At 36.2% G+C, this 19,968-nt stretch carries 20 protein-coding genes and 1 pseudogene; 19 read left to right on the forward strand and 2 right to left on the reverse strand.

The window, feature by feature from the left end:
* Positions 1 to 111: 111 nt before the first annotated feature.
* Positions 112 to 1,014 carry a LysR family transcriptional regulator gene (locus J5G60_RS07470; RefSeq protein ID WP_150355797.1) on the reverse strand — a complete coding sequence of 301 codons (903 nt, stop codon included), beginning with the start codon at positions 1,012 to 1,014 and terminating at the stop codon, positions 112 to 114.
* A gap of 215 nt (positions 1,015 to 1,229) precedes the next feature.
* Here J5G60_RS07470 and asrA point away from each other — a divergent pair, with 215 nt between their 5' ends.
* The 9 genes and pseudogenes from asrA to J5G60_RS07515 form a co-directional block, all read left to right on the forward strand.
* Positions 1,230 to 2,288: an anaerobic sulfite reductase subunit AsrA gene (asrA, locus tag J5G60_RS07475; RefSeq protein ID WP_150355796.1), complete on the forward strand. Its 1,059-nt coding sequence runs from the start codon at positions 1,230 to 1,232 to the stop codon at positions 2,286 to 2,288.
* The gene (gene asrB / locus J5G60_RS07480; RefSeq protein ID WP_150355840.1) at positions 2,278 to 3,078 is read left to right on the forward strand and encodes an anaerobic sulfite reductase subunit AsrB; all 801 of its coding nucleotides are present in this window, start codon (positions 2,278 to 2,280) and stop codon (positions 3,076 to 3,078) included. Before asrA ends, asrB begins: the two co-directional genes overlap by 11 nt.
* A 12-nt stretch (positions 3,079 to 3,090) precedes the next feature.
* Positions 3,091 to 4,116, forward strand: a complete 1,026-nt coding sequence (asrC, locus tag J5G60_RS07485; protein ID WP_150355795.1) for a sulfite reductase subunit C — start codon at positions 3,091 to 3,093, stop codon at positions 4,114 to 4,116.
* Between the two features lie 92 nt (positions 4,117 to 4,208).
* Positions 4,209 to 4,682: a methylated-DNA--[protein]-cysteine S-methyltransferase gene (locus J5G60_RS07490; protein WP_150355794.1), complete on the forward strand. Its 474-nt coding sequence runs from the start codon at positions 4,209 to 4,211 to the stop codon at positions 4,680 to 4,682.
* Between the two features lie 14 nt (positions 4,683 to 4,696).
* A complete protein-coding gene (locus tag J5G60_RS07495) occupies positions 4,697 to 5,533 on the forward strand; it encodes a deoxyribonuclease IV (RefSeq protein ID WP_150355793.1) in 837 nt (278 codons plus the stop codon).
* Between the two features lie 42 nt (positions 5,534 to 5,575).
* Positions 5,576 to 6,229 carry an HAD family hydrolase gene (locus J5G60_RS07500; protein WP_150355792.1) on the forward strand — a complete coding sequence of 218 codons (654 nt, stop codon included), beginning with the start codon at positions 5,576 to 5,578 and terminating at the stop codon, positions 6,227 to 6,229.
* 115 nt (positions 6,230 to 6,344) lie between these two features.
* Positions 6,345 to 6,950, forward strand: coding sequence for a ribonuclease H1 domain-containing protein (locus J5G60_RS07505; protein ID WP_150355791.1), 606 nt, complete (start codon positions 6,345 to 6,347; stop codon positions 6,948 to 6,950).
* A 100-nt stretch (positions 6,951 to 7,050) separates the two neighbouring features.
* Positions 7,051 to 7,869 (forward strand): sulfite exporter TauE/SafE family protein, encoded by an 819-nt coding sequence (locus J5G60_RS07510; RefSeq protein WP_150355790.1) that lies wholly within the window; start codon positions 7,051 to 7,053, stop codon positions 7,867 to 7,869.
* Between the two features lie 124 nt (positions 7,870 to 7,993).
* Positions 7,994 to 8,310, forward strand: a pseudogene (locus J5G60_RS07515) (DUF134 domain-containing protein); the annotation flags it as partial.
* A gap of 216 nt (positions 8,311 to 8,526) precedes the next feature.
* Here J5G60_RS07515 and J5G60_RS07520 read toward each other — a convergent pair.
* A complete protein-coding gene (locus J5G60_RS07520; RefSeq protein WP_150355789.1) occupies positions 8,527 to 9,192 on the reverse strand; it encodes a TetR/AcrR family transcriptional regulator in 666 nt (221 codons plus the stop codon).
* Positions 9,193 to 9,484: 292 nt separating this feature from the next.
* Between J5G60_RS07520 and J5G60_RS07525 the strand changes: the two genes are divergently transcribed.
* The 10 genes from J5G60_RS07525 (at position 9,485) to J5G60_RS07570 (ending at position 19,656) form a co-directional block, all read left to right on the forward strand.
* Positions 9,485 to 10,810 (forward strand): glycine/sarcosine/betaine reductase component B subunit, encoded by a 1,326-nt coding sequence (locus tag J5G60_RS07525; RefSeq protein WP_150355788.1) that lies wholly within the window; start codon positions 9,485 to 9,487, stop codon positions 10,808 to 10,810.
* 14 nt (positions 10,811 to 10,824) lie between these two features.
* On the forward strand, positions 10,825 to 12,138 hold the full coding sequence (gene grdH / locus J5G60_RS07530; RefSeq protein WP_150355787.1) for a betaine reductase selenoprotein B: 1,314 nt from the start codon (positions 10,825 to 10,827) through the stop codon (positions 12,136 to 12,138).
* 76 nt (positions 12,139 to 12,214) lie between these two features.
* Positions 12,215 to 13,705 carry a glycine betaine uptake BCCT transporter gene (locus tag J5G60_RS07535; RefSeq protein ID WP_150355786.1) on the forward strand — a complete coding sequence of 497 codons (1,491 nt, stop codon included), beginning with the start codon at positions 12,215 to 12,217 and terminating at the stop codon, positions 13,703 to 13,705.
* A 94-nt stretch (positions 13,706 to 13,799) separates the two neighbouring features.
* Entirely contained in the window at positions 13,800 to 14,747 is a 948-nt protein-coding gene (gene trxB, locus J5G60_RS07540; RefSeq protein ID WP_150355785.1) for a thioredoxin-disulfide reductase, read from the forward strand.
* Positions 14,748 to 14,761: 14 nt separating this feature from the next.
* The gene (gene trxA / locus J5G60_RS07545; protein WP_150355784.1) at positions 14,762 to 15,085 is read left to right on the forward strand and encodes a thioredoxin TrxA; all 324 of its coding nucleotides are present in this window, start codon (positions 14,762 to 14,764) and stop codon (positions 15,083 to 15,085) included.
* A gap of 22 nt (positions 15,086 to 15,107) precedes the next feature.
* Positions 15,108 to 15,584 (forward strand): glycine/sarcosine/betaine reductase complex selenoprotein A, encoded by a 477-nt coding sequence (gene grdA / locus J5G60_RS07550; RefSeq protein WP_150355783.1) that lies wholly within the window; start codon positions 15,108 to 15,110, stop codon positions 15,582 to 15,584.
* 95 nt (positions 15,585 to 15,679) lie between these two features.
* A complete protein-coding gene (grdC, locus tag J5G60_RS07555; protein WP_150355782.1) occupies positions 15,680 to 17,215 on the forward strand; it encodes a glycine/sarcosine/betaine reductase complex component C subunit beta in 1,536 nt (511 codons plus the stop codon).
* A gap of 80 nt (positions 17,216 to 17,295) precedes the next feature.
* Positions 17,296 to 18,450, forward strand: coding sequence for a glycine/sarcosine/betaine reductase complex component C subunit alpha (gene grdD, locus J5G60_RS07560; RefSeq protein WP_150355781.1), 1,155 nt, complete (start codon positions 17,296 to 17,298; stop codon positions 18,448 to 18,450).
* Between the two features lie 79 nt (positions 18,451 to 18,529).
* Entirely contained in the window at positions 18,530 to 19,090 is a 561-nt protein-coding gene (locus J5G60_RS07565; protein ID WP_150355780.1) for a DUF3841 domain-containing protein, read from the forward strand.
* On the forward strand, positions 19,066 to 19,656 hold the full coding sequence (locus tag J5G60_RS07570) for a DUF3841 domain-containing protein (protein ID WP_150355779.1): 591 nt from the start codon (positions 19,066 to 19,068) through the stop codon (positions 19,654 to 19,656). The genes J5G60_RS07565 and J5G60_RS07570 overlap by 25 nt, the downstream gene beginning before the upstream one ends.
* The last annotated feature ends 312 nt before the right edge of the window (positions 19,657 to 19,968 follow it).

A 19,968-nucleotide genomic window follows, 5' to 3' on the forward strand; every position in this document is an offset into this window, starting at 1 on the left:
CATATATACTGTATATATTAATATATACACAGTATATACAATATTTATATTTCTGTCAATGGAAAAAAATGATCTTCTTGATTGACTTTTGAAAATGGCTCAACAAATATTTTACTGATTGAATTCATTGTTTTTTGAAGAAGCAGAATTGAATAACTTTTTTATTTCCGCAATCAATTTTTTAAGGGCAGAAGAAATGTATTTATCTTTATGATAAATTATTTTAAAACTCCTATATAGTGAAAGATCCTCTATGGGAATCTGTACTACATTATCTTGATGAATTAATAGACTCTTGGATAAAACTGATACACCCTGTCCAGCGGCTACTATGTTGATTATGGAATCTGAACTATGGCAAACCCATTTTTTTATAATGGGTATTCCCCTGCCTTCTGTTAGGTTAATCAGAAAATCTCTGGTACCGGAACCTTCTTCACGCAATACGCAGTCTCTATTTTTCAAATCGGATAGATGAATGGATTTTTTTGAAGCAAAGGGGTGATTTTTGCCGCAGATCAAAACCATTTCATCTTGGTAAACCTCGTCGGCTATAATGTCTTTTGAATTTACAAATCCCTCTATTACAGCTATATCAAGAGTTCCGTCAAAGATCTTTTGTATTATGTTTTTAGAGTTGTCTATGTATACACGAATACGAATTTTAGGATATTTTTCTTCAAATTTGGAGATGATATCACCTAGAAAAAAGCTCCCAACAGTAAGTGAGGCACCTATATGAAGACATATTTGTTCGGAAGCGTGATGTAGATAATTCTCCATTGCGTGAAAATTTGCAAGGATATGTCTTGCGTAGTTTAAAAATTCTTTTCCCACTTCCGTAATATATAATTTTCTAGAAAGCCTATCGAATAGTTTTACATGATATTCTTTCTCAATTTGGGAGATAACGTGGCTGACAGTGGGCTGAGATATATAAAGTTTTTTTGCAGCCGATCCTATTTTCCCATTTTCTGCTACGGCAACAAAAATTTCCAGATCTCTTATTGTCATAGATGTTCCTCCCTTTTTGTACAAAAATACATAGATAAAAAGATATGAAATTATAATAAGTTTAGCATTTTACAAAAGAAATAGCAAGGAATATAATTTTCATATAGGGAATTGGCCAATACCTGTTTTGTAATGTTTATAAAATAATTTAGTTAAAGAAAATCAATCCATGTAGCATATGCTACACGAGATATTAAAGAAAGGATGTAATTAAAATGAAAACCTCAAAAACTTACCGGCTCAAAGCAGAGGGCATGGATGAATTATTTACTGAATTGGAACAAAAATATATTATCTATGCCCCGGTACGAGTTCGCGGAGGAGGAAGATATGCAAAACAGGATTTAATTTTATATAGGCCGGTATATAGATATGAAGAAATAGAATATGCTGAGCGTTCTACCTATCCTATGAAGGAAGTCCTCACTCCAATCACGCAGACTTTGTTTTATTTTACAGAAGATGAATACAGGGAGAGTAAGATGAAGGGTGAAAAGGACATTTTGGTCTTTGGTAGGGCATGTGATATAAATTCAATAAAAATTCAGGATCAGATCTATTTGAAAAATGGTGATATAGAAGATTATTTTTACAAGAGAAAAAGGGATAGAATAAAGTTTGCATTGATGGAGTGCAAAGATCAATTTGATGGCTGCTTTTGCTGCAGTGTAGGTGCAAATATAACTGACATGCACTCTATTGCAGTATCCTTCGGTGAGAATGTCTATGTTGAGGTAGTAGATGATGATTTTAACGCATATTTTAAAAATTGCCAATTATCTGACTACAAGATTAAGTTTCCCAAGGAAAATGAACTCAAAATAAACTATCCTGTAATTGATAATATTGTTATTGCAAATAAATTAAAGAAGCATCCAATGTGGGATGAGTTTGATGACAGATGTATTGCCTGTGGTTCTTGCACGGTTGCCTGCAGTACCTGTACGTGCTTTGAAACCACGGATATAGTTTATTCACAAAATGAACAGGTGGGAGAGAGAAGAAGAACTTGTTCCTCCTGTATGCTGGATGAATTTGACAAGGTAGCCGGCGGGCATTCCTTCAGGACTAAAACTTCTGAGAAATATCGCTATAAAATTCTACACAAGGTATATGGGCATGGTGCCAGATTTCATACAGGACCTATGTGTGTAGGGTGTGGAAGATGTTCAGCTAGATGCCCTGAACTTATAAGCTATCCTGAAACATTGAACAAGTTGTCCAAGGCTATAGAAGAAATAAAGCAAGAGGAGGGAATTGATGATGTTAAATAATCCAATTAGGCCGGAAGCACATAAGATATTGAGAATACTGCCCCAGACAGAAAGCGAGTGGACTTTTCGTGTGGAAAACCATATGCCCATTCAGCATGGACAGTTTATGCAGATCTCAATTCCTAAATTTGGAGAAGCTCCAATTTCCATAAGTGGTTTTGGAGAGAGTTATGCGGATTTTACTATCAGAAAAGTTGGAAAGGTAACTGATGAACTTTTCAATTTGAAAGAGGGAGATTATGTTTTCCTCAGGGGATGTTATGGCAATGGATGGCCTGTAGGTTGTCTTAAAGATAAAAATGTTGTGATTATAGCCGGAGGAACAGGAGTTTCGCCAGTTAAAAGCTTGATCAATGCTCTATATGATGACCAGAATTATGCCGAAGAGGTTTACTTGATCCTCGGGTTTAAAAATTCACAGAGCGTTTTGTTTGCAGATGAATTGAAAAAATGGAAGGCTGAAAAATACTTTCATACTTTTTATACTCTGGATGGTGAAGACTATAAAGACTGGAACAAGGGGATGGTAACTGATCTTATTGAGGAAATACCTTTTCAACAATTTGCTGGAAATTATGAATGTCTGGTAGTGGGACCTCCTGTTATGATGAAGTTTGTTGGAAAAAAACTGCTGAAAAATGGAATACCGGAAGATAAAATTTGGATGTCCTTTGAGAGAAAAATGTCTTGTGCCATTGGAAAATGTGGACATTGTAGGATTGATGAAACATATGTGTGTTTGGATGGGCCTATTTTCAATTATACGATAGGCAAAAAGCTCGTTGATTAGGAGGTAAGAATTGTGGTAGAAGATTGTAATGTAAATAAGTTAAGGAATAACTGTTTTCGCCAGTCAAAAGTACCTGGAGAGTTTATGCTTCAATTGCGTGTGCCTGGTGGACTTATAGACTCAAAATGGTTGGATGTCATTCAACATGTATGTAAAACCTGGGGGAATGGTTATTTTCATTTGGGAGTGAGGCAGACTCTAAATGCTCCGGGAATAAAGGCAAAAGATGTTCCTGCTGTAAACAGATTTATACAGCCTTATTTAGATGCAATAGAACATGAAATGTGCGGTGTGAATATAGAAACCGGCAAAGGTTACCCTTATATTGCACCTAGAAATATAATGGCTTGTATTGGGGAAACACATTGTATCAAAGCCAATGTCAATACCCAGAAACTGGCGCAGAAACTGGAGAAGATAATTTATCCCAATCCATATCATATCAAGATATCAGTATCAGGATGTCCTAATGATTGCGGTAAAGCACATTTTCAGGATTTTGGCATAATAGGATGCACCAAGCCCATTTACGATATGGACAGGTGTATTGGCTGCGGAGCCTGTATGAGAAAATGTGAAAAAGCTGCGACCCGGGTACTGTCACTTAACGACAGAGGTAAAATAGACAAGGATACATGCTGTTGTGTAGGGTGCGGGGAATGTGTCATTGCATGTCCAACAGGGGCATGGCGCAGGCCGGATAAGGACTTTTATAAGATAATTCTCGGTGGGAGGACAGGGAAACAGTATCCAAGGATGGGAAAGATGTTTGCAAACTGGCTGACTGAAGAAAGTGTACTGGCAATAATGTCGAATTGGCCCAGGTTTTCAGAATGGGTACTTGGTGGAAAGCCTGTTTATATTCACGGAGGCCATTTGATAGACAGAGCAGGATATGAAAAATTTAAGGAGTTTATGCTTGAAGGCGTTACATTGAATCCGGAAGCTTTCATTGCCGAGCATATCAATTGGACTGAAACAGAATACAGAAGCAACATCCATGTGAAACCTCTTGAAAAACATTTAACTGTAAAATAGATCAATAATTAAATTTGAATTTATGAAAAAATACAGATTTGTGATATACTGTGTTTAGAAAAAACGCAAATTTATTAAAATGGAGAAAAAATATGAGTAATATATTTTATTATGATATTGCAATAGGCAGAATAGGAATTGCCGAAAATAAAAAGGCCATTACAAATCTGTATTTTGAAAATAGTTTTAGCGAAAAATATGATATTGTTAAAGAAACACCTCTGTTGAAAAAAGCATATCTGGAGCTTGAGGAGTATTTTAATGGGAATAGGAAATTGTTTGATCTGCCCCTGGCACCTACAGGTACGGAATTTCAAAAAAAAGTGTGGAAGGCACTTGAGGAAATTCCCTATGGTGAAACTCGCAGCTACAAGGAAATAGCTACGTATATAGGTAATGAAAAAGCTTGCAGGGCGGTGGGAATGGCAAATAACAGGAATCCTATTCCAATTTTTATTCCCTGCCACCGTGTTATAGGTTCCAATGGAGATTTAACAGGTTATGCCGGAGGATTGGATTTAAAAAAGAAACTTCTAAAAATAGAAAATGTAAATGCAGCACTTTAATGGAGGTAGTAATTATGTTGAATATAGGTTGTCATTTATCAGCTGCCAAGGGTTATGAAGCAATGGGAAAAACAGCACTTGAGATAGGGGCCAATACATTTCAATTTTTTACCCGCAATCCAAGGGGAGGAAAGGCTAAAAAAATTGATCCTGAAGATATAAATGAACTTTTAAAAATTATGCAGGAGAATAAAATCTCTGTGGTTATGGCTCATGCACCTTACACTTTAAATGCTTGTTCTGCAAATGAAAAAACTAGGGAATTTGCATCTGAAACTATGAAGGATGATTTGAAAAGAATGGAGTATTTGCCCCATAATCTATATAATTTTCACCCAGGGAGTCATGTGAAGCAGGGGGTTCAGGTTGGAATAAAGTACATTGTAGATATGCTTAATTCCATATTGATACCTGAGCAGACTACCACTGTTCTACTTGAAACAATGGCAGGAAAGGGCACAGAAATTGGGAGGAGTTTTGAAGAATTAAAGTGTATATTAGATAGAGTTGCACTTTCTGATAAAATGGGTGTATGTCTTGATACCTGCCATGTCTACGATGCGGGATATGACGTTGTAAATAATTTGGATGGTATTATAGATGAATTTGACAGAATAATCGGATTGGATAAACTCAAGGCAATACATTTAAATGACAGTAAAAACTCATTTTCAAGTCATAAGGATCGCCATGAGAAAATTGGGCAGGGTTTTATCGGGAAAGAGGCCATTGTAAGAATTATAAATCACCCAAGGTTGTGCCATCTTCCATTCTTTTTAGAAACTCCCAATGAACTGCCGGGTTATGCAAGAGAAATTAAAATGCTGAGAGAATCTTACACATGGCAGTGACTGGTGATTATGAGCAAAATGTAAATAAAAGGAGAGCTGATTATGAGTTATTCTGGAGTTATCTTTGATCTTGATGGTACGCTTTTAAATACACTTGATGATATGGCTAATTCAATGAATACTGTATTGATTAAGCATGGATTTCCTGTACATGACGTGGAAAAATATAAATATTTTGTTGGAAATGGTATTGAGAAATTGGTATTGAGGGCTCTGCCAGAAAATAATTCAAATGATGAAATGGTGAAACTGTGCTTGGCAGAATTTATAGATGAATATAATAAAAGGTGGCATGAACTGACAAAACCGTACAGCGGAATAAACGAACTATTGGACGAGCTTTATTTTTTGAAAATTAACATGTCGGTACTTTCAAATAAACCTGATAATTTTACAAAGATAATAATTGACAAATTTTTCGGAATGAAAAAATTTAACTATGTTCTCGGTTCACGGGCAGGTATTCCTAAGAAGCCGGATCCTTCTGCAGCACTGGAGATATCCAGACTTTCAAAGATTTCACCTCCGAGCTATCTTTATCTTGGGGATTCAGGTGTGGATATGAAAACAGCTAATGGTGCTGGTATGTATGCCATAGGTATTACCTGGGGATTTAGAAAAGCTGATGAACTGTTAAAAAATGGAGCAAAGGCTCTTATTGGAAGGCCTATGGAACTTATTGATTTTATCAAATAATTTCTGTTTCTGAGTTTTTTTATTGTTAAATAGTATGCATTTAGATGCAATTAAAATATATGATATAATGGTTTCATGAATTTACACAAGCAAGAGAAAAGGAGGTATCTGTTGAATGCCAAATTTTTATGCCGTAAAACAGGGAAAAAATACGGGTATATTTGATAATTGGGAAGATTGTGAAATACAGATCAAAGGTTTTTCCGGAGCTGTATACAAGAAATTTAAGGATTATGATTCTGCACTTAAATTTTTAAATCAGGATAGGGCTGATTTACCTCGAAATACATGTGAAGAAGATGTTCTCTATGCGTATGTGGATGGTTCCTATAATGATAGTAAGAAGATAGCTGGGTATGGCGTGGTTATGGTAAAAAATGATGCTGTACTCTTTAAGGATCTGGGAGCATTTAGAATCAGCGATATGATTGAAAGTAGAAATGTATTTGGTGAGATAAGGGGAGCTTTGAAAGCTGTTGAACTGGCATTGGCAAATGATTTTACAAGTGTAGTTATTGCATATGATTACAAGGGCATTGAATGTTGGGCCACAGGCGAGTGGAAGGCCAATAAGATTCTTACTAAGGACTACAGGGATTTTATGCAAAAATATATGAAAAGGATAGAGATAAAATTTAAGAAAATCAAGGCTCATTCAGGCGAAGATAAGTATAATGATCTAGCTGATTCACTGGCAAAAAAAGCTGTTGAAATATTATAATGAGTCTTTGGTTATTTTAGTGTCCGAATTTCTAGGGGTACATTCTTATATTTCAAATAATAGGTCTTAATAATTATGGCAGAAAGAAGGGTTTTTTAAATTGATACAATTCTTATGGCTAACTCCTCTGGGATTCCTCGTTGGAGCATTTGGAACTTTAATTGGTGCTGGTGGAGGTTTCATACTTGTACCTATATTGTTGTTGTTGTATCCTGACAAAAGCCCAGATACTATAACTAGCATTTCTTTGGCAGTTGTATTTTTTAATGCATTATCTGGTTCTTTTGCTTACTCTAGGATGAAACGTATAGATTATAAATCCGGGATAATGTTTGCAATTGCAGCGCTTCCGGGATCAATAATAGGATCAATTATAACATCATATGTACAAAGGCGCATTTTCAATGGAATATTTGGTGTGATATTGGTTATTGTGTCAGTGTTCTTAATGGTGAGAACGAAAAAGGAAGCAATGAAAAGCAATATAGTAGTTAAGAAGGGATATGTTACAAGAACAGTAATAGATATTGAAGGAGTAAAACATACATTTTCATATAATCCTATTGTTGGGATTATTTTAAGTGTTTTTGTAGGCCTTATATCTAGTTTTTTAGGAATAGGAGGTGGAATAATACATGTTCCAATACTTATTAACGTATTAAATTATCCGGTTCATATTGCAACCGCCACATCACATTTTGTCCTGGCAGCGATGTCACTATCAGGAACGATAGTTCATATAGTAGACGGAGCACTTCAATCTGGCGTAATTCAAACTGTTGCGTTATCAATTGGTGTATTATTCGGAGCACAATTAGGCGCTAGAATTTCACAAAAAATTCATGGAGTGACAATAATTAGAAGCCTTGCAGCTGCTTTAGCTCTTGTAGGAGTAAGGATATTTTTTATGGCTCTCTAAATTAATGAGTACAATATTTAATACAAATTTTCTCTTTTCTTTAATTTCTTGAAGTTTTTTTCAAATTCTAAAGCGTTCATTTTATCGAAATTATTTATTATGGTTTACACTCCTTTATAAAAGAATGGAAAAGTTACCAGAATATACTTATTTTATACCAGCAGGTAGAAAAAATGCTAAATAAAAGATATAGTAATAAAAGTTGAGGAACTTGAAGCAATGAGACTGAAAGATATTGAAAAATTAAATCAAGAAGAATGTGCTGAAAGAATGCATGTGTCCAGACAGACTTTTCAAAATATAATAGATAGTGCAAGAGAAAAAACAGCTGTTGCTTTGACACAGGGAAATTCAATAAGGATAAGTGGAGGAAACTACAGGCCTGTATTCTGCAAATTTAAATGTTTTAATTGTGGCAACGTATATGAAATAAAAAAAGATGATAAATTCTGATAAAATATTAAATTAAATAAAAAAGATAAAGACTAAAAATACGTAAAAAGTTTTTTTGCAAATGATATGCCGGTATTTGTGGATTTTTGGACTCCATATGTATGAAGAAAAAATTGAATAATAGAAGAATGTATGTGCCAAAAATATTCTGTTTGGAGATATTTTTGGCACATAGGAAATTGTAATTAATTTGAACATAGAGTTTTAGTTTTCTTTCTTTATTATAAAAGAGTTTAAGATCTGTTTAATATATCTAAGGGTTTTTGGTAATATATCTTCTATTTTTAGTTGGTTTTCTGAATTTAAAACTTTTATCAGCATCCCATGATATAGCAGTATTGTCATTTCATTAACGTCATCTAAATCTGACTCATTTAGATAGCCATCTGACTGAATTTTTGATAATAATACTAAATTTCTTGTATATAAATCACTGCCCAAAAGCATTGGCAGGAGTTCTTTCGAATTTCCACTCAGTTCCTCAGGAAAAATGGAATAATATTCTTGAATTATATGCGGTATGGAGTCGTTGTGTTTTCCAAAAAAAATATTGTTATATATTTGAGGGTTTAAAAAAGAGTATTTACAAAAACATTCCCATATTTTATAGTATATTTCTATACTGCCCTTTGCTGATTCTATATATTTTTCTAAGTTTAAGGTATATTCTTTAAGATGTTTTATTGAAGCAAATAATATAAGTTCATCCAGGTTTTTAAAGTAGTGGTAAAGGGTAGCACTATTGTATCCCGCCAAATCTGAAACCTTCCTTATGGTAACAAATTCAATTCCCTCCTCATCAATAATACGTGCAGCAGCATCAATAAAATAACTCATGTTTCTATACTTTTTTATATCTTTTTTGTTCATTTTGCCCTCCAAAAATGTTTGATTCATACAACCTATTATAACATAGTGCAAGTGTATTACTCAATGTTATAAGATGTATTTTAAATTTTTATAGATGTATAGGTTAAAATGTAGATATTGTAATCATTTTCAGCTTTATTGAAATTTATGATAAAACCAATTTGATATTTCTATAACTTTCAATCATGATTATTTATCAATCATGATTGATAAATCAAACATGATATGTTAAAATTTATACAAGTAAAATTGTTTAGACAATTTTAATAATTTTAATAGAGGAGGTAGAATAATGAAACTTGAAATTGGAAACTTCCATGTAAAGGACATTTTTTTTGGCGAATCAACAAATTATAAAGATGGTATTTTGACAATTAACAAAAAAGAAGCCTTAGATTATGTACTGGAAGACGAACACATTACAGAGGCAGATCTTTTAATTGTGAAGCCTGGGGATGAAGTTCGCCTTGTTCCTGTAAAAGAAGCTATTGAATGCAGGGTTAAGGTTGATGGGACTACATTATTTCCTGGGGTAACTGGAGATGTAGCTCCGGTTGGAAACGGTTGCACGCATGCGCTTAAGGACTGCAGCTTGCTTGTGGTTGGAAAACACTGGGGTGGATTTCAGGATGGTTTAATTGATATGAGTGGTGAAGGAGCCAAGTACACTTATTTTTCACAGATTAAAAACATTGTTCTTGTTGGGGATACAGACGAAGGTTTTGAGAAAAATGAACAGCAGAAGAAAAATAAGGCTTTAAGGTGGGCAGGACATAAACTAGCGGAATATATAGGAAGCTGTGTTAAGGATTTAGAGCCTGAAGATGTTGAAACTTTCGAATTGGATCCTATTACAAGGAGATCTGAAGACCTTCAAAAACTTCCAGGTGTTGTATTTGTTATGCAGCCTCAATCGCAGATGGAGGAGATGGGATACAATGATCTTGTTTATGGCTGGGACACAAATCACATTGTTCCCACATTCATGCATCCAAATGAAATTCTAGATGGTGCAATGATTTCGGGAAGCTTTATGCCCTGTTCGTCAAAATGGGCAACTTATGATTTTCAAAACAATCCTACTATCAAAGAGTTATATTCAGAGCATGGCAAAACAATAAATTTCCTGGGTGTTATAATGTCAAATTTGAATGTTGCTTTGGAACAGAAAAACCGAGCGGCATTGTTTGTGGCTCAAATGGCAGAGTCTTTGGGTGCAGAAGGTGCCATAGTTGCTGAGGAAGGCTATGGTAACCCTGATGCTGATTTTATTGCATGTATTGTGGCACTGGAAAATGCCGGAATCAAAACTGTAGGAATTACAAATGAGTGTACAGGTCGAGATGGAGAATCACAGCCTCTGGTTACCCTTGACGAGAAAGCCAATGCCATAGTTTCTACGGGAAACGTATCTGAATTAATAGAACTTCCTCCTATGAGAACGGTAATTGGTGAGCTTGAGTCCCTTAGCAGAGATGGATTGTCTGGTGGCTGGGCAAATGATGAGATACTGGGACCTTCTGTGAGAAAAGATGGTTCGATAATTATGGAAAACAATGCTATGTTCTGCGGAGATCAGATTTGTGGATGGTCGCCAAAAACAATGAAAGAGTTTTAGGGAGGTGGAACAATATGAAAAAAGCAATTTTATATATAAATCAATTCTTTGGACAAATAGGCGGAGAGGATAAAGCTGATTTTGAACCTGAAATAAGAGAAGGCCTGGTTGGACCGGCTATGGCATTAAATAAATATCTTAAAGATGCCGAAGTTACCCATACCATAATATGCGGTGATAACTTTATGGGCTCCAATGAAAAAGAAGCTGTAGGCAGAATATTGGGCTTTCTCGAGGGAAAAGAATTTGATATCTTTTTTGCAGGCCCCGCTTTTCAGGCAGGAAGATATGGAAATGCCTGCGGAGTTATTTGCAAAGCTGTCAAAGAAAAGTTTAACGTTCCTGCGATCACCTCCATGCACGTTGAGAATCCTGGAGTAGAGATGTTTAAAAAAGATGTATATATATTCAAGGGTGGAAATAATGCAGGAAGAATGAGACGTGACATGAAAATTATGGCTGATTTTGGAAACAAAATATTAAACGGTGAAGAACTTTTATGGGCTGATGCAGAGGGCTATTACGGAAGAGGTAAAAGACACCAGGTATGGCTCGAATCCAAGGAACCTGCAGCTAAAAGAGTTGTAAAAATGCTGATTGACAAACTTAATGGTGAGAAATTTCAAACTGAACTTCCTATTCCTAAAAAAGATATGGTACCTATAGCTTCTGCTATAAAAGACCTAAGTAAAGCTAATATAGCAGTAGTGACTTCAGGAGGAATAGTTCCAGTAGACAATCCTGACAGAATTCAATCTGCATCTGCTACAAGGTGGGGAAGGTATGACTATTCCAAAATGGATAGGCTGGAAGCAGGAGTATTTAAAACAATACATGCAGGTTTTGACCCGGCTGCAGCTAATGCAGATCCAAATGTCATAGTTCCTCTGGATGCTTTGAGGGCATATGAAAAAGAAGGAAAAATAGGAAAACTTCATGAATATTTTTATTCAACTGTAGGAACAGGTACGACACAGGGCGAGGCTGCCAGAATGGCCAAAGAAATTGTGGAGTACTTAAAAGAAGCTAAAGTAGATGGAGTTATATTAACCTCCACCTGAGGAACTTGTACACGTTGCGGTGCAACGATGGTAAAAGAAATTGAAAGAGCAGGTTTCCCCATAGTTCAAATGTGCAATCTGATTCCGGTTGCAACTACGGTTGGCTCAAACAGAATAGTGCCAACTATATCTATACCATATCCACTTGGAAATCCGGCAGATTCAAAAGAGCAGCAGTGGAAGCTTAGATATCACAGGGTAGGAGTGGCACTGGATGCTTTAGCGACAGACATTAAAGAACCGACTGTCTTTAAAGTAAAAATCTGAATCAGTTAACTGAATAGGTCTTGTTAAAGTAGATGAGACCTATTTGGATTGGTTTTGTCAAGGGGGAAAATTAATTATGTCAAGTGAACAAAAAACAACAGATCGATCGGTTTTATATGTTTCTGCAGGCATAGCTCTGATATTTGTAGCATTTAGTATAATCCTGCCTTCTCAAATGGCCAAAGGAGCCAATGGTGTGTTATCATTTCTAACTACTAATTTTGGTTGGCTATATCTCATGTCGGCGTTTATCTTTACAATAGTTCTATTTGTTATTGCTCTCAGTCGTTTTGGCAATATCAAACTAGGGTTGGATGATGAAAAACCGGAATTTACAAACTTCCAGTGGTTTACTATGCTATTTGGGGGAGGAATGGGCATAGGGATGGTTTTCTGGGCGATTGCTGAACCGATAACTCATTATATGTCACCACCTGTGGGGCAACCAGGGACTCCGCAAGCTATGCATGATGCCATGCGAATTGTATTTAATGATTTTGGTATTCATGTATGGGTTATTTATGCGATTTGTGGTTTAGCTCTGGCCTATTTTCAGTATCGCAAAGGCCTTCCATGCTTAATCAGCTCAGCTTTTTATCCAATACTTGGTGAGCGCATTCACGGACCTATAGGTAAAGCCATCGACATAATAGCGGTATTTGCTACGATGTTTGGAGTAGCGACCAGTTTGGGACTAGGAGCTGATCAGATTGCCACAGGAGTAGAATATATCTGGGGAATTAAAGCGACACCTGGTATGACTGCTGTTGTTATCGCAATCATGACAGTGATATTCACAGCGGCTACCGTATCCGGACTGCATAAGGCTATGCAGGCTGTTGCTAATGTGAAGGTATGGCTTTCAATTGGATTTATGGTATTTATTTTCCTGTTTGGCGGAATGGTATTTATACTAAATATTTTTACTCAAACTATGGGTGATTATATTCAAAACTTTGTCGGACAGAGTCTGTGGATGGGCAATATTGAATGGACTAAAGCTTGGCCAGTATTCTACAGAGCTTGGTATATTGCTTGGGCAGCATTTGTAGGTCAGTTTATAGCACGTGTTTCCAAAGGACGTACTATTCGGGAATTCATACTTGCATCAGTCTTCCTGCCTTCTGGTTTCTGCTTTATATGGCTTGCAATCTATGGTGGAGCTGCGTTTAATCTAGATGCATTGTCACACGGTGCCATCCAGTTAGCTGTTAAATCCAATATCTCGACTGCCTTATTTGCAACATTGCAGCATATGCCGCTCTATTTCATCACTGCGCCGTTGGCAATTATCCTGATCATCGCGTCCTTTGCAGGAGCTGCTAATTCAGCGACCTATGTACTGAGTATGTTGACATCGGGAGGAGACCTGAATCCAAGTAAAAAATTATGCGGTTTTTGGGGAATTGCCCAGGGAGCTGTTACAATAATGCTTGTTCTAGTAGGAGGCACTGCTGCGATAAAGACACTTCAGACAGCTTCTATTGCTGCTGCATTTCCATTCATGCTGATTATGCTCGTCATGTGCTACAGTATATACAAGGCTCTTCGGCAAGAGAAAGTTTAAAGAAGAAATAGTAGTATCTGAAAATAGTGAATTAAAAGTAATTTACATCAATAGTAGGTAAATATTACTGAAATATTAGAAAAGAAGGTGTAGCATGAATAATATCTACGATATTGTCATAATTGGTTCTGGCCCTGCAGGACTTTCTGCAGCTTTATATGCAGCAAGGGCTAGAATGAAAACTTTGATACTGGAAGGAAGTAAAGTGGGTGGGCAGATTGTAATTACAGATGAAGTAGCTAATTATCCGGGCTCAGTAGAAAAGGCCACCGGCCCCAGCCTGATTGCTAGAATGGAGGAGCAGGTTGAGAGCTTTGGAGCAGAAAGAAAAAAAGATGAAATAAAAGAGGTGGATTTTAGCGGAAAAATAAAAAAGCTAAAGGGAATTAAAGAAGAATACCAGGCTAAAGCTGTAATTATTGCAACTGGAGCTACTCCAAGGCATATTGGATGTCCTGGGGAGAACCAGTTAATTGGTAAAGGTATATCTTACTGTGCAACTTGTGATGCAGAATTTTTCGAAGATTTAGAGGTGTTTGTAGTAGGAGGTGGTGATTCAGCTGTTGAAGAAGCTATATATCTGACGAGGTTTGCCAGAAAGGTCACTATAGTTCATAGAAGAGATGAACTCAGGGCAGCAAAATCCATACAGGAAAAAGCCTTTAAAAATCCCAAAATTGAAATAATGTGGAATTCAGTGATAACAGAGTTAAAAGGTGATGGATTGCTGCAGTCTGCTGTATTTAAAAATACGAAAACTGGAGAAACAAGTGAGTATTTTGCTGACGAGGACGACGGCACATTTGGAGTATTTGTTTTTGTTGGCTATTTGCCTATTAATGGTTTATTTAAGGACAAAATTAAAATGAACAAGGCGGGATATATTATAACAAATGATAAGATGGAAACCAATATTGAGGGAGTATTTGCAGCCGGAGATATTAGGGAAAAACCGCTGAGGCAGGTAGTTACAGCTGCGGCAGACGGAGCAATAGCAGCTGTACAGGCTGGGAAATATATAGAAAATAATTTTGAAGAATAGAGGGTGATATTAAAATGTTAATGTTAGATAAAAATACATTTAAAGAAGAAGTTTTGGAAGCCAAGGGATATGTGCTTGTGGATTACTTTGGAGATGGCTGCGTACCCTGCCAGGCATTAATGCCGGATGTAGAAGAACTATCAAAAAAATATGACAAACAGGTGAAGTTTTGTAAACTGAATACTTCAAAGGCCAGAAGGCTGGCTATTTCCCAGAGAGTACTCGGCCTTCCCACAATTGTTCTCTATAAAGATGGAGAAAAGCTGGAAGAGGTCATAAAGGAAGATGCCACAAAAGCAAATATCGAGACAATGATTACAAAAAATGTAAATATATAATGTAATTAAGGAGGAAAAGACAATGAGCTTATTGGAAGGAAAAAAGGTAATTGCAATAGGAGACAGGGACGGCATACCCGGCCAGGCTATTGAAGCCTGCGCAAAGTCAGCCGGAGCAGAGGTTGTATTTGCCTCTACAGAATGTTTCGTTTGAACAGCTGCGGGAGCTATGGATCTGGAGATCCAACAGAGAGTAAAAGATTTGACAGAAAAATATGGAGTAGAAAATGTAGTTGTAATTTTAGGAGGAGCAGAGGCAGAAGCATCAGGACTTTCAGCAGAAACAGTAAGTGCAGGGGATCCAACATTTGCAGGGCCGCTTGCAGGGATAGCATTAGGTCTTGGTGTATATCATGCAGTAGAACCGGAAGTCAAGGCAGAGTTTGATCCGGCTGTTTACGATGAACAGTGTGGTATGATGGAGATGGTCCTTGACGTGGATGAAATTATCAGCGAGGTAAAAACTGTCAGAGACAGTTATTCAAAATACAACAAATAGTCCATATCATTATTTAATTACTAGAAAATGGCATGCAGAGATGTATGCTGTTTTCCAGTATAAATTAATTCAAATTATTAGGGAGGGTTTTTTTAATGAGTTTTCCAGTAATCAAAAATGCTGCATATGTATTAGTGAACACACCAGATATGGTAATACATAATGGCACTACTCAAACGTTAGAAAGAGAAACAAATCCGGAGTCGGAGTATTTAAAAGAAGTTCCTAATCACTTAAGATCATTTGAAGATGTAGTCAGTTATGCGCCAAATCAAACTTATATAGGAAACGTGACTCCAGAAGAGTTAAGTGAAAGAAAAAGGCCCTGGTACAATGAAAAAGTTGATGGTGCATCGAGGTTTGGCAAGTTTGGAGAAATAATGCCTGAAGATGAATTCTACGGGCTGCTCAAGTTGAGTGACGTATTTGATCTTGTCTTACTGGAAGAAGATTTTACTGAAACAATTAGAGAAAAGTTTAAGGCACGTCCGTTTTTAAGTAAGAAAGCAGATGAATTAAAAAAAGGGGTTCCTATAACTGACATAGAGAAATTAACAGAAGCTCACATAGCTGAGGGTTTATATTTAAATGACAAGCTTGTAGGATGTGTAAAAAGGGCACATGAATTTGATAAAAACTTGACTTCACATATAATGGTTGAAAATTTGTCAGTTAAAGCATCAGGAGTTCTTGCTCTAATGCATTTAATTGAAAATTCGGGGATAGATGTGAATGAAGTGGAGTATATGATTGAATGCTCAGAAGAGGCTATTGGAGACATGAATCAAAGAGGTGGTGGAAATATAGCCAAAGCCTGCGGTGAGATTGCAGGAATTAAGGGTGCTACTGGTGTGGATATGAGAGGTTTTTGTGCTGGGCCTTCACATTCAATCGTTGCTGCGGCGGCACTGGTCAAATCGGGAGTCTATAAAAATGTTATTGTGTTTGCCGGCGGTTCCACTGCTAAGCTTGGAATGAATGGTAAGGACCATGTTAAAAAGGGATTGCCGGTTTTAGAAGATTGCCTGGGAGGTTTTGCGATACTGATATCGGAAAATGATGGTGTAAGCCCTGTATTGAGGACAGATGTTATTGGAAGGCACAGCATATCGCATGGTGCCGCACCACAGGCGGTGCTGGAAGCACTGGTTTTGGATCCACTGACTAAAAATGGACTGAAGATTACTGATGTTGATAAGTTTGCACCGGAACTTCAGATACCTGATATAACTGAACCTGCAGGAGCAGGAGATGTTCCAACTCAAAACTATAAGATGATAGGAGCTCTTGCAGTAAAAAATAAACAGCTGGATAGAAAAGAGCTGCCCAACTTTGTAAAGGAACATGGATATCAGGGATATGCACCGACACAGGGACACATACCGTCAGGGGTACCTATAATTGGACATGGCATTGAACATATAAAATCCGGAAAATTAAATAATTTTATGTTAATAGGAAAAGGGAGCTTGTTTTTAGGTAGAATGACTAATTTATTTGATGGAATTTCAATTTTGGTTGAAAAAAATAATGGTGTTGAGGATAAAAGTGCTGAAGTTTCAAAAGAAGAGATTAAAAGTATGATAGCTGAAGGATTGAAGAAATTTGCGGCACAAATGATTGAAGAATAATACATGCTGATTTATGTCAAAAGGTGAACTCAATAAAGTATTGGGAAATAGAAAATTACTAACTAAAAGGAGGGAGCAAAGTGGATCAAACTAAAAAGGTGATTGCAGAAGTGTTTGATGAAATAGCAGATGGAATAATAAATGGAAGTTTTGGAAAAAGAGTTAAAATTGGATTGACCACATTTGGTTCAGAACATGGTATTAGCGAGATGAGTAAAGCTGCAGAACTTGCCAAGAGCAAATATGGTGACTTTGATATAGTTCTTATAGGACCTAAAACTGAAGGGAATTTTGATACAGTTGAAGTTGCAGATGCTGAAGAAGGGCATAAAAAAATGCTGGAATTGCTGGATAATAAAGTAATAGATGGATGTGTCACTCAGCATTTTGACTTTCCTATAGGAGTTTCTACAGTTGGGAAAGTGGTTACCCCGGGTCTGGGAAAAGAAATGATACTTGCCACGACTACAGGAACAACAGCTACCCATAGAGTTGAGGGAATGATCAAAAACACTATAAATGGAATAGCTGTTGCAAAAACCTGTGGTATCAAAGATCCCAAGGTTGGCATATTAAATGTAGATGGAGCCAGAGGTGTCGAGAGAGCACTTAAGAAACTGCAAAGCCGGGGATACAAGTTTACCTTTAGTGAGTCCTTAAGAGCCGATGGAGGTTCAGTTATGAGGGGGAATGACCTTTTGGCAGGAACACCAGATGTCATGGTTTGCGATTCTTTAACGGGTAATTTACTTATAAAGATATTTGCATCATTTACAACAGGGGGAAATTATGAAACTACTGGATACGGGTACGGCCCGGGAGTAGGAGAAGGTTATGATAAGGTAATTAATATAGTGTCTAGAGCATCTGGAGCTCCATTAATTTGTGAGGCATTAAAATATTGTGCACTTTCTGCAAAAAATAATCTGGTGCAGCTTGCTGATATTGAGTATAAAAATGCCAATGCAGCAGGGCTGAAAGAAATAGTAGGAAAAATACTTGAAAAGGATAAGGGTGCAGTTACTGAAGAAGAAGTTGAAATACCGCCTAAAAAAGTAGTAACCTATGCTATTCCAGGAATTGATATACTTGAACTTGAAAATGCATGTAAGACACTTTGGAAGGAAGGTATATATTCAGAAAGTGGTATGGGCTGTACCGGTCCTGTAGTTTTGGTAAGTGAAGAAGAAAGTAAAAATGCCGTTGATTTACTTGTAAAGAAGGGATTTAAATAGTACAAATTAAAGATAGCTTTATCCCTGTTTATATCTTTAATATTTTCCGATGATTCTGTATGCGTAAAAGGGTGATTTTATGAAAGAAAAAGTGAGGATATGGACTAGACAAAATGAGAGGATTCTTGATATTTTGAAAAACGAAGGAAGGTATGTTGTAAAGAGGGAGTATATAGAAAATAAACTGGAAGATTGTGCAAAGTACTATTTTGAAGTGTATTCATGGTATACCAGAGAAGCAAGCAAAATAGTTCCAAAGCCTGAGGATGTAAAATATCCTGTCTGGGTTTCAATAACTCCCGATTTTATGCTTCAGCATACACCCGGCACGGTTATATTAGAGCTCTTAGTAGAGCGGGATTTGATTATTGTAATGGATGCTGAAAAATGGGATAGAGTAGTTAACTTATGGTATGTTCCACTGGATAAAAAAGATGAAGATGAATATGATAAAAAACTTAAAAATTATGGAATATCAAATTGCTCAAATGCGTATATCAGCAGTTTTTATCCTCATCTTAAAAATGAGATAATTAAAAGCTGGGATAGATTATTTGACAATTCCTATTCGTTGTCAGATTTAAAGCAGGGCACAATCTGGGAGGTGAAAAGAGAATGGGTGCAAAAAATAATAAAGTGATACTGTATACTTCCCAGAGTTCGGTGGTTGTCAAATCATTGATGGAACAAAAGATATGTCATGTAAAAAGAGAGTATATTGTAAAAAAGTATCAGGAAGTTTCCCAAATATTTTTGGAAGCATACGATTGGTATATAAGCAAAGCGCGGAATATTGTAGAGAAGCCTGAACATGCCGAGTATCCATTTTGGACATTTACTGAAATAGACTATGCTGGATGGTATCCGGGCAATTATTTGCTTTGTTTGAATGTTCCTATCGAAAAAATTATTTTTTTTAAAATTGAAGATTGGAACAAGATTTTAAATCTAAAATATTTATCTGTCAGTAAAGAAGATGGAAAAGAGTATGAGTGTATGCTTGCAAAGCAAAATATTTCCATTGAGTCAGATATATTTACCAAACCTTTTTATCCAAATTTGAAATTGAAAGTAAAAAAAAGTTGGGATAATTTGTTTAAGTATGATAAACTGGTGAAATCGGGAATTATGCATGTAGGAACTATGCAGGCAGCATTATGGGAACTTAAAAAGGAATGGATTAGCTATATTAAAGAAGAGAAGTAATAATAACAGAGCTTTCTAGATTAATAAGTAAAAATACTGGAGAACAGTTTGGACAAGTGATTCTTAGGTTCAGATGGAGTTTGCTTATAAGGAATGATTTTCTCCATCTGAACTTTATTAACAGTATTCTTAGTGTATTTAGCACTTAGAATACGTTAACTATATTCTTTTGCTTCACGTAGTCATATATGTCTTGATAGAATCCCCCAAAAATACTATTATATATATTAATATATTTATTTATGAATGTGATTAGTCAAAAATTAGTCAAAACTTAGGAAAAATGAATTTAAAAATTATCTATTATATATC

Source organism: Clostridium sp. HV4-5-A1G, assembly GCF_900184915.1.
Classification (GTDB): domain Bacteria; phylum Bacillota; class Clostridia; order Clostridiales; family Clostridiaceae; genus Clostridium_B; species Clostridium_B aromativorans.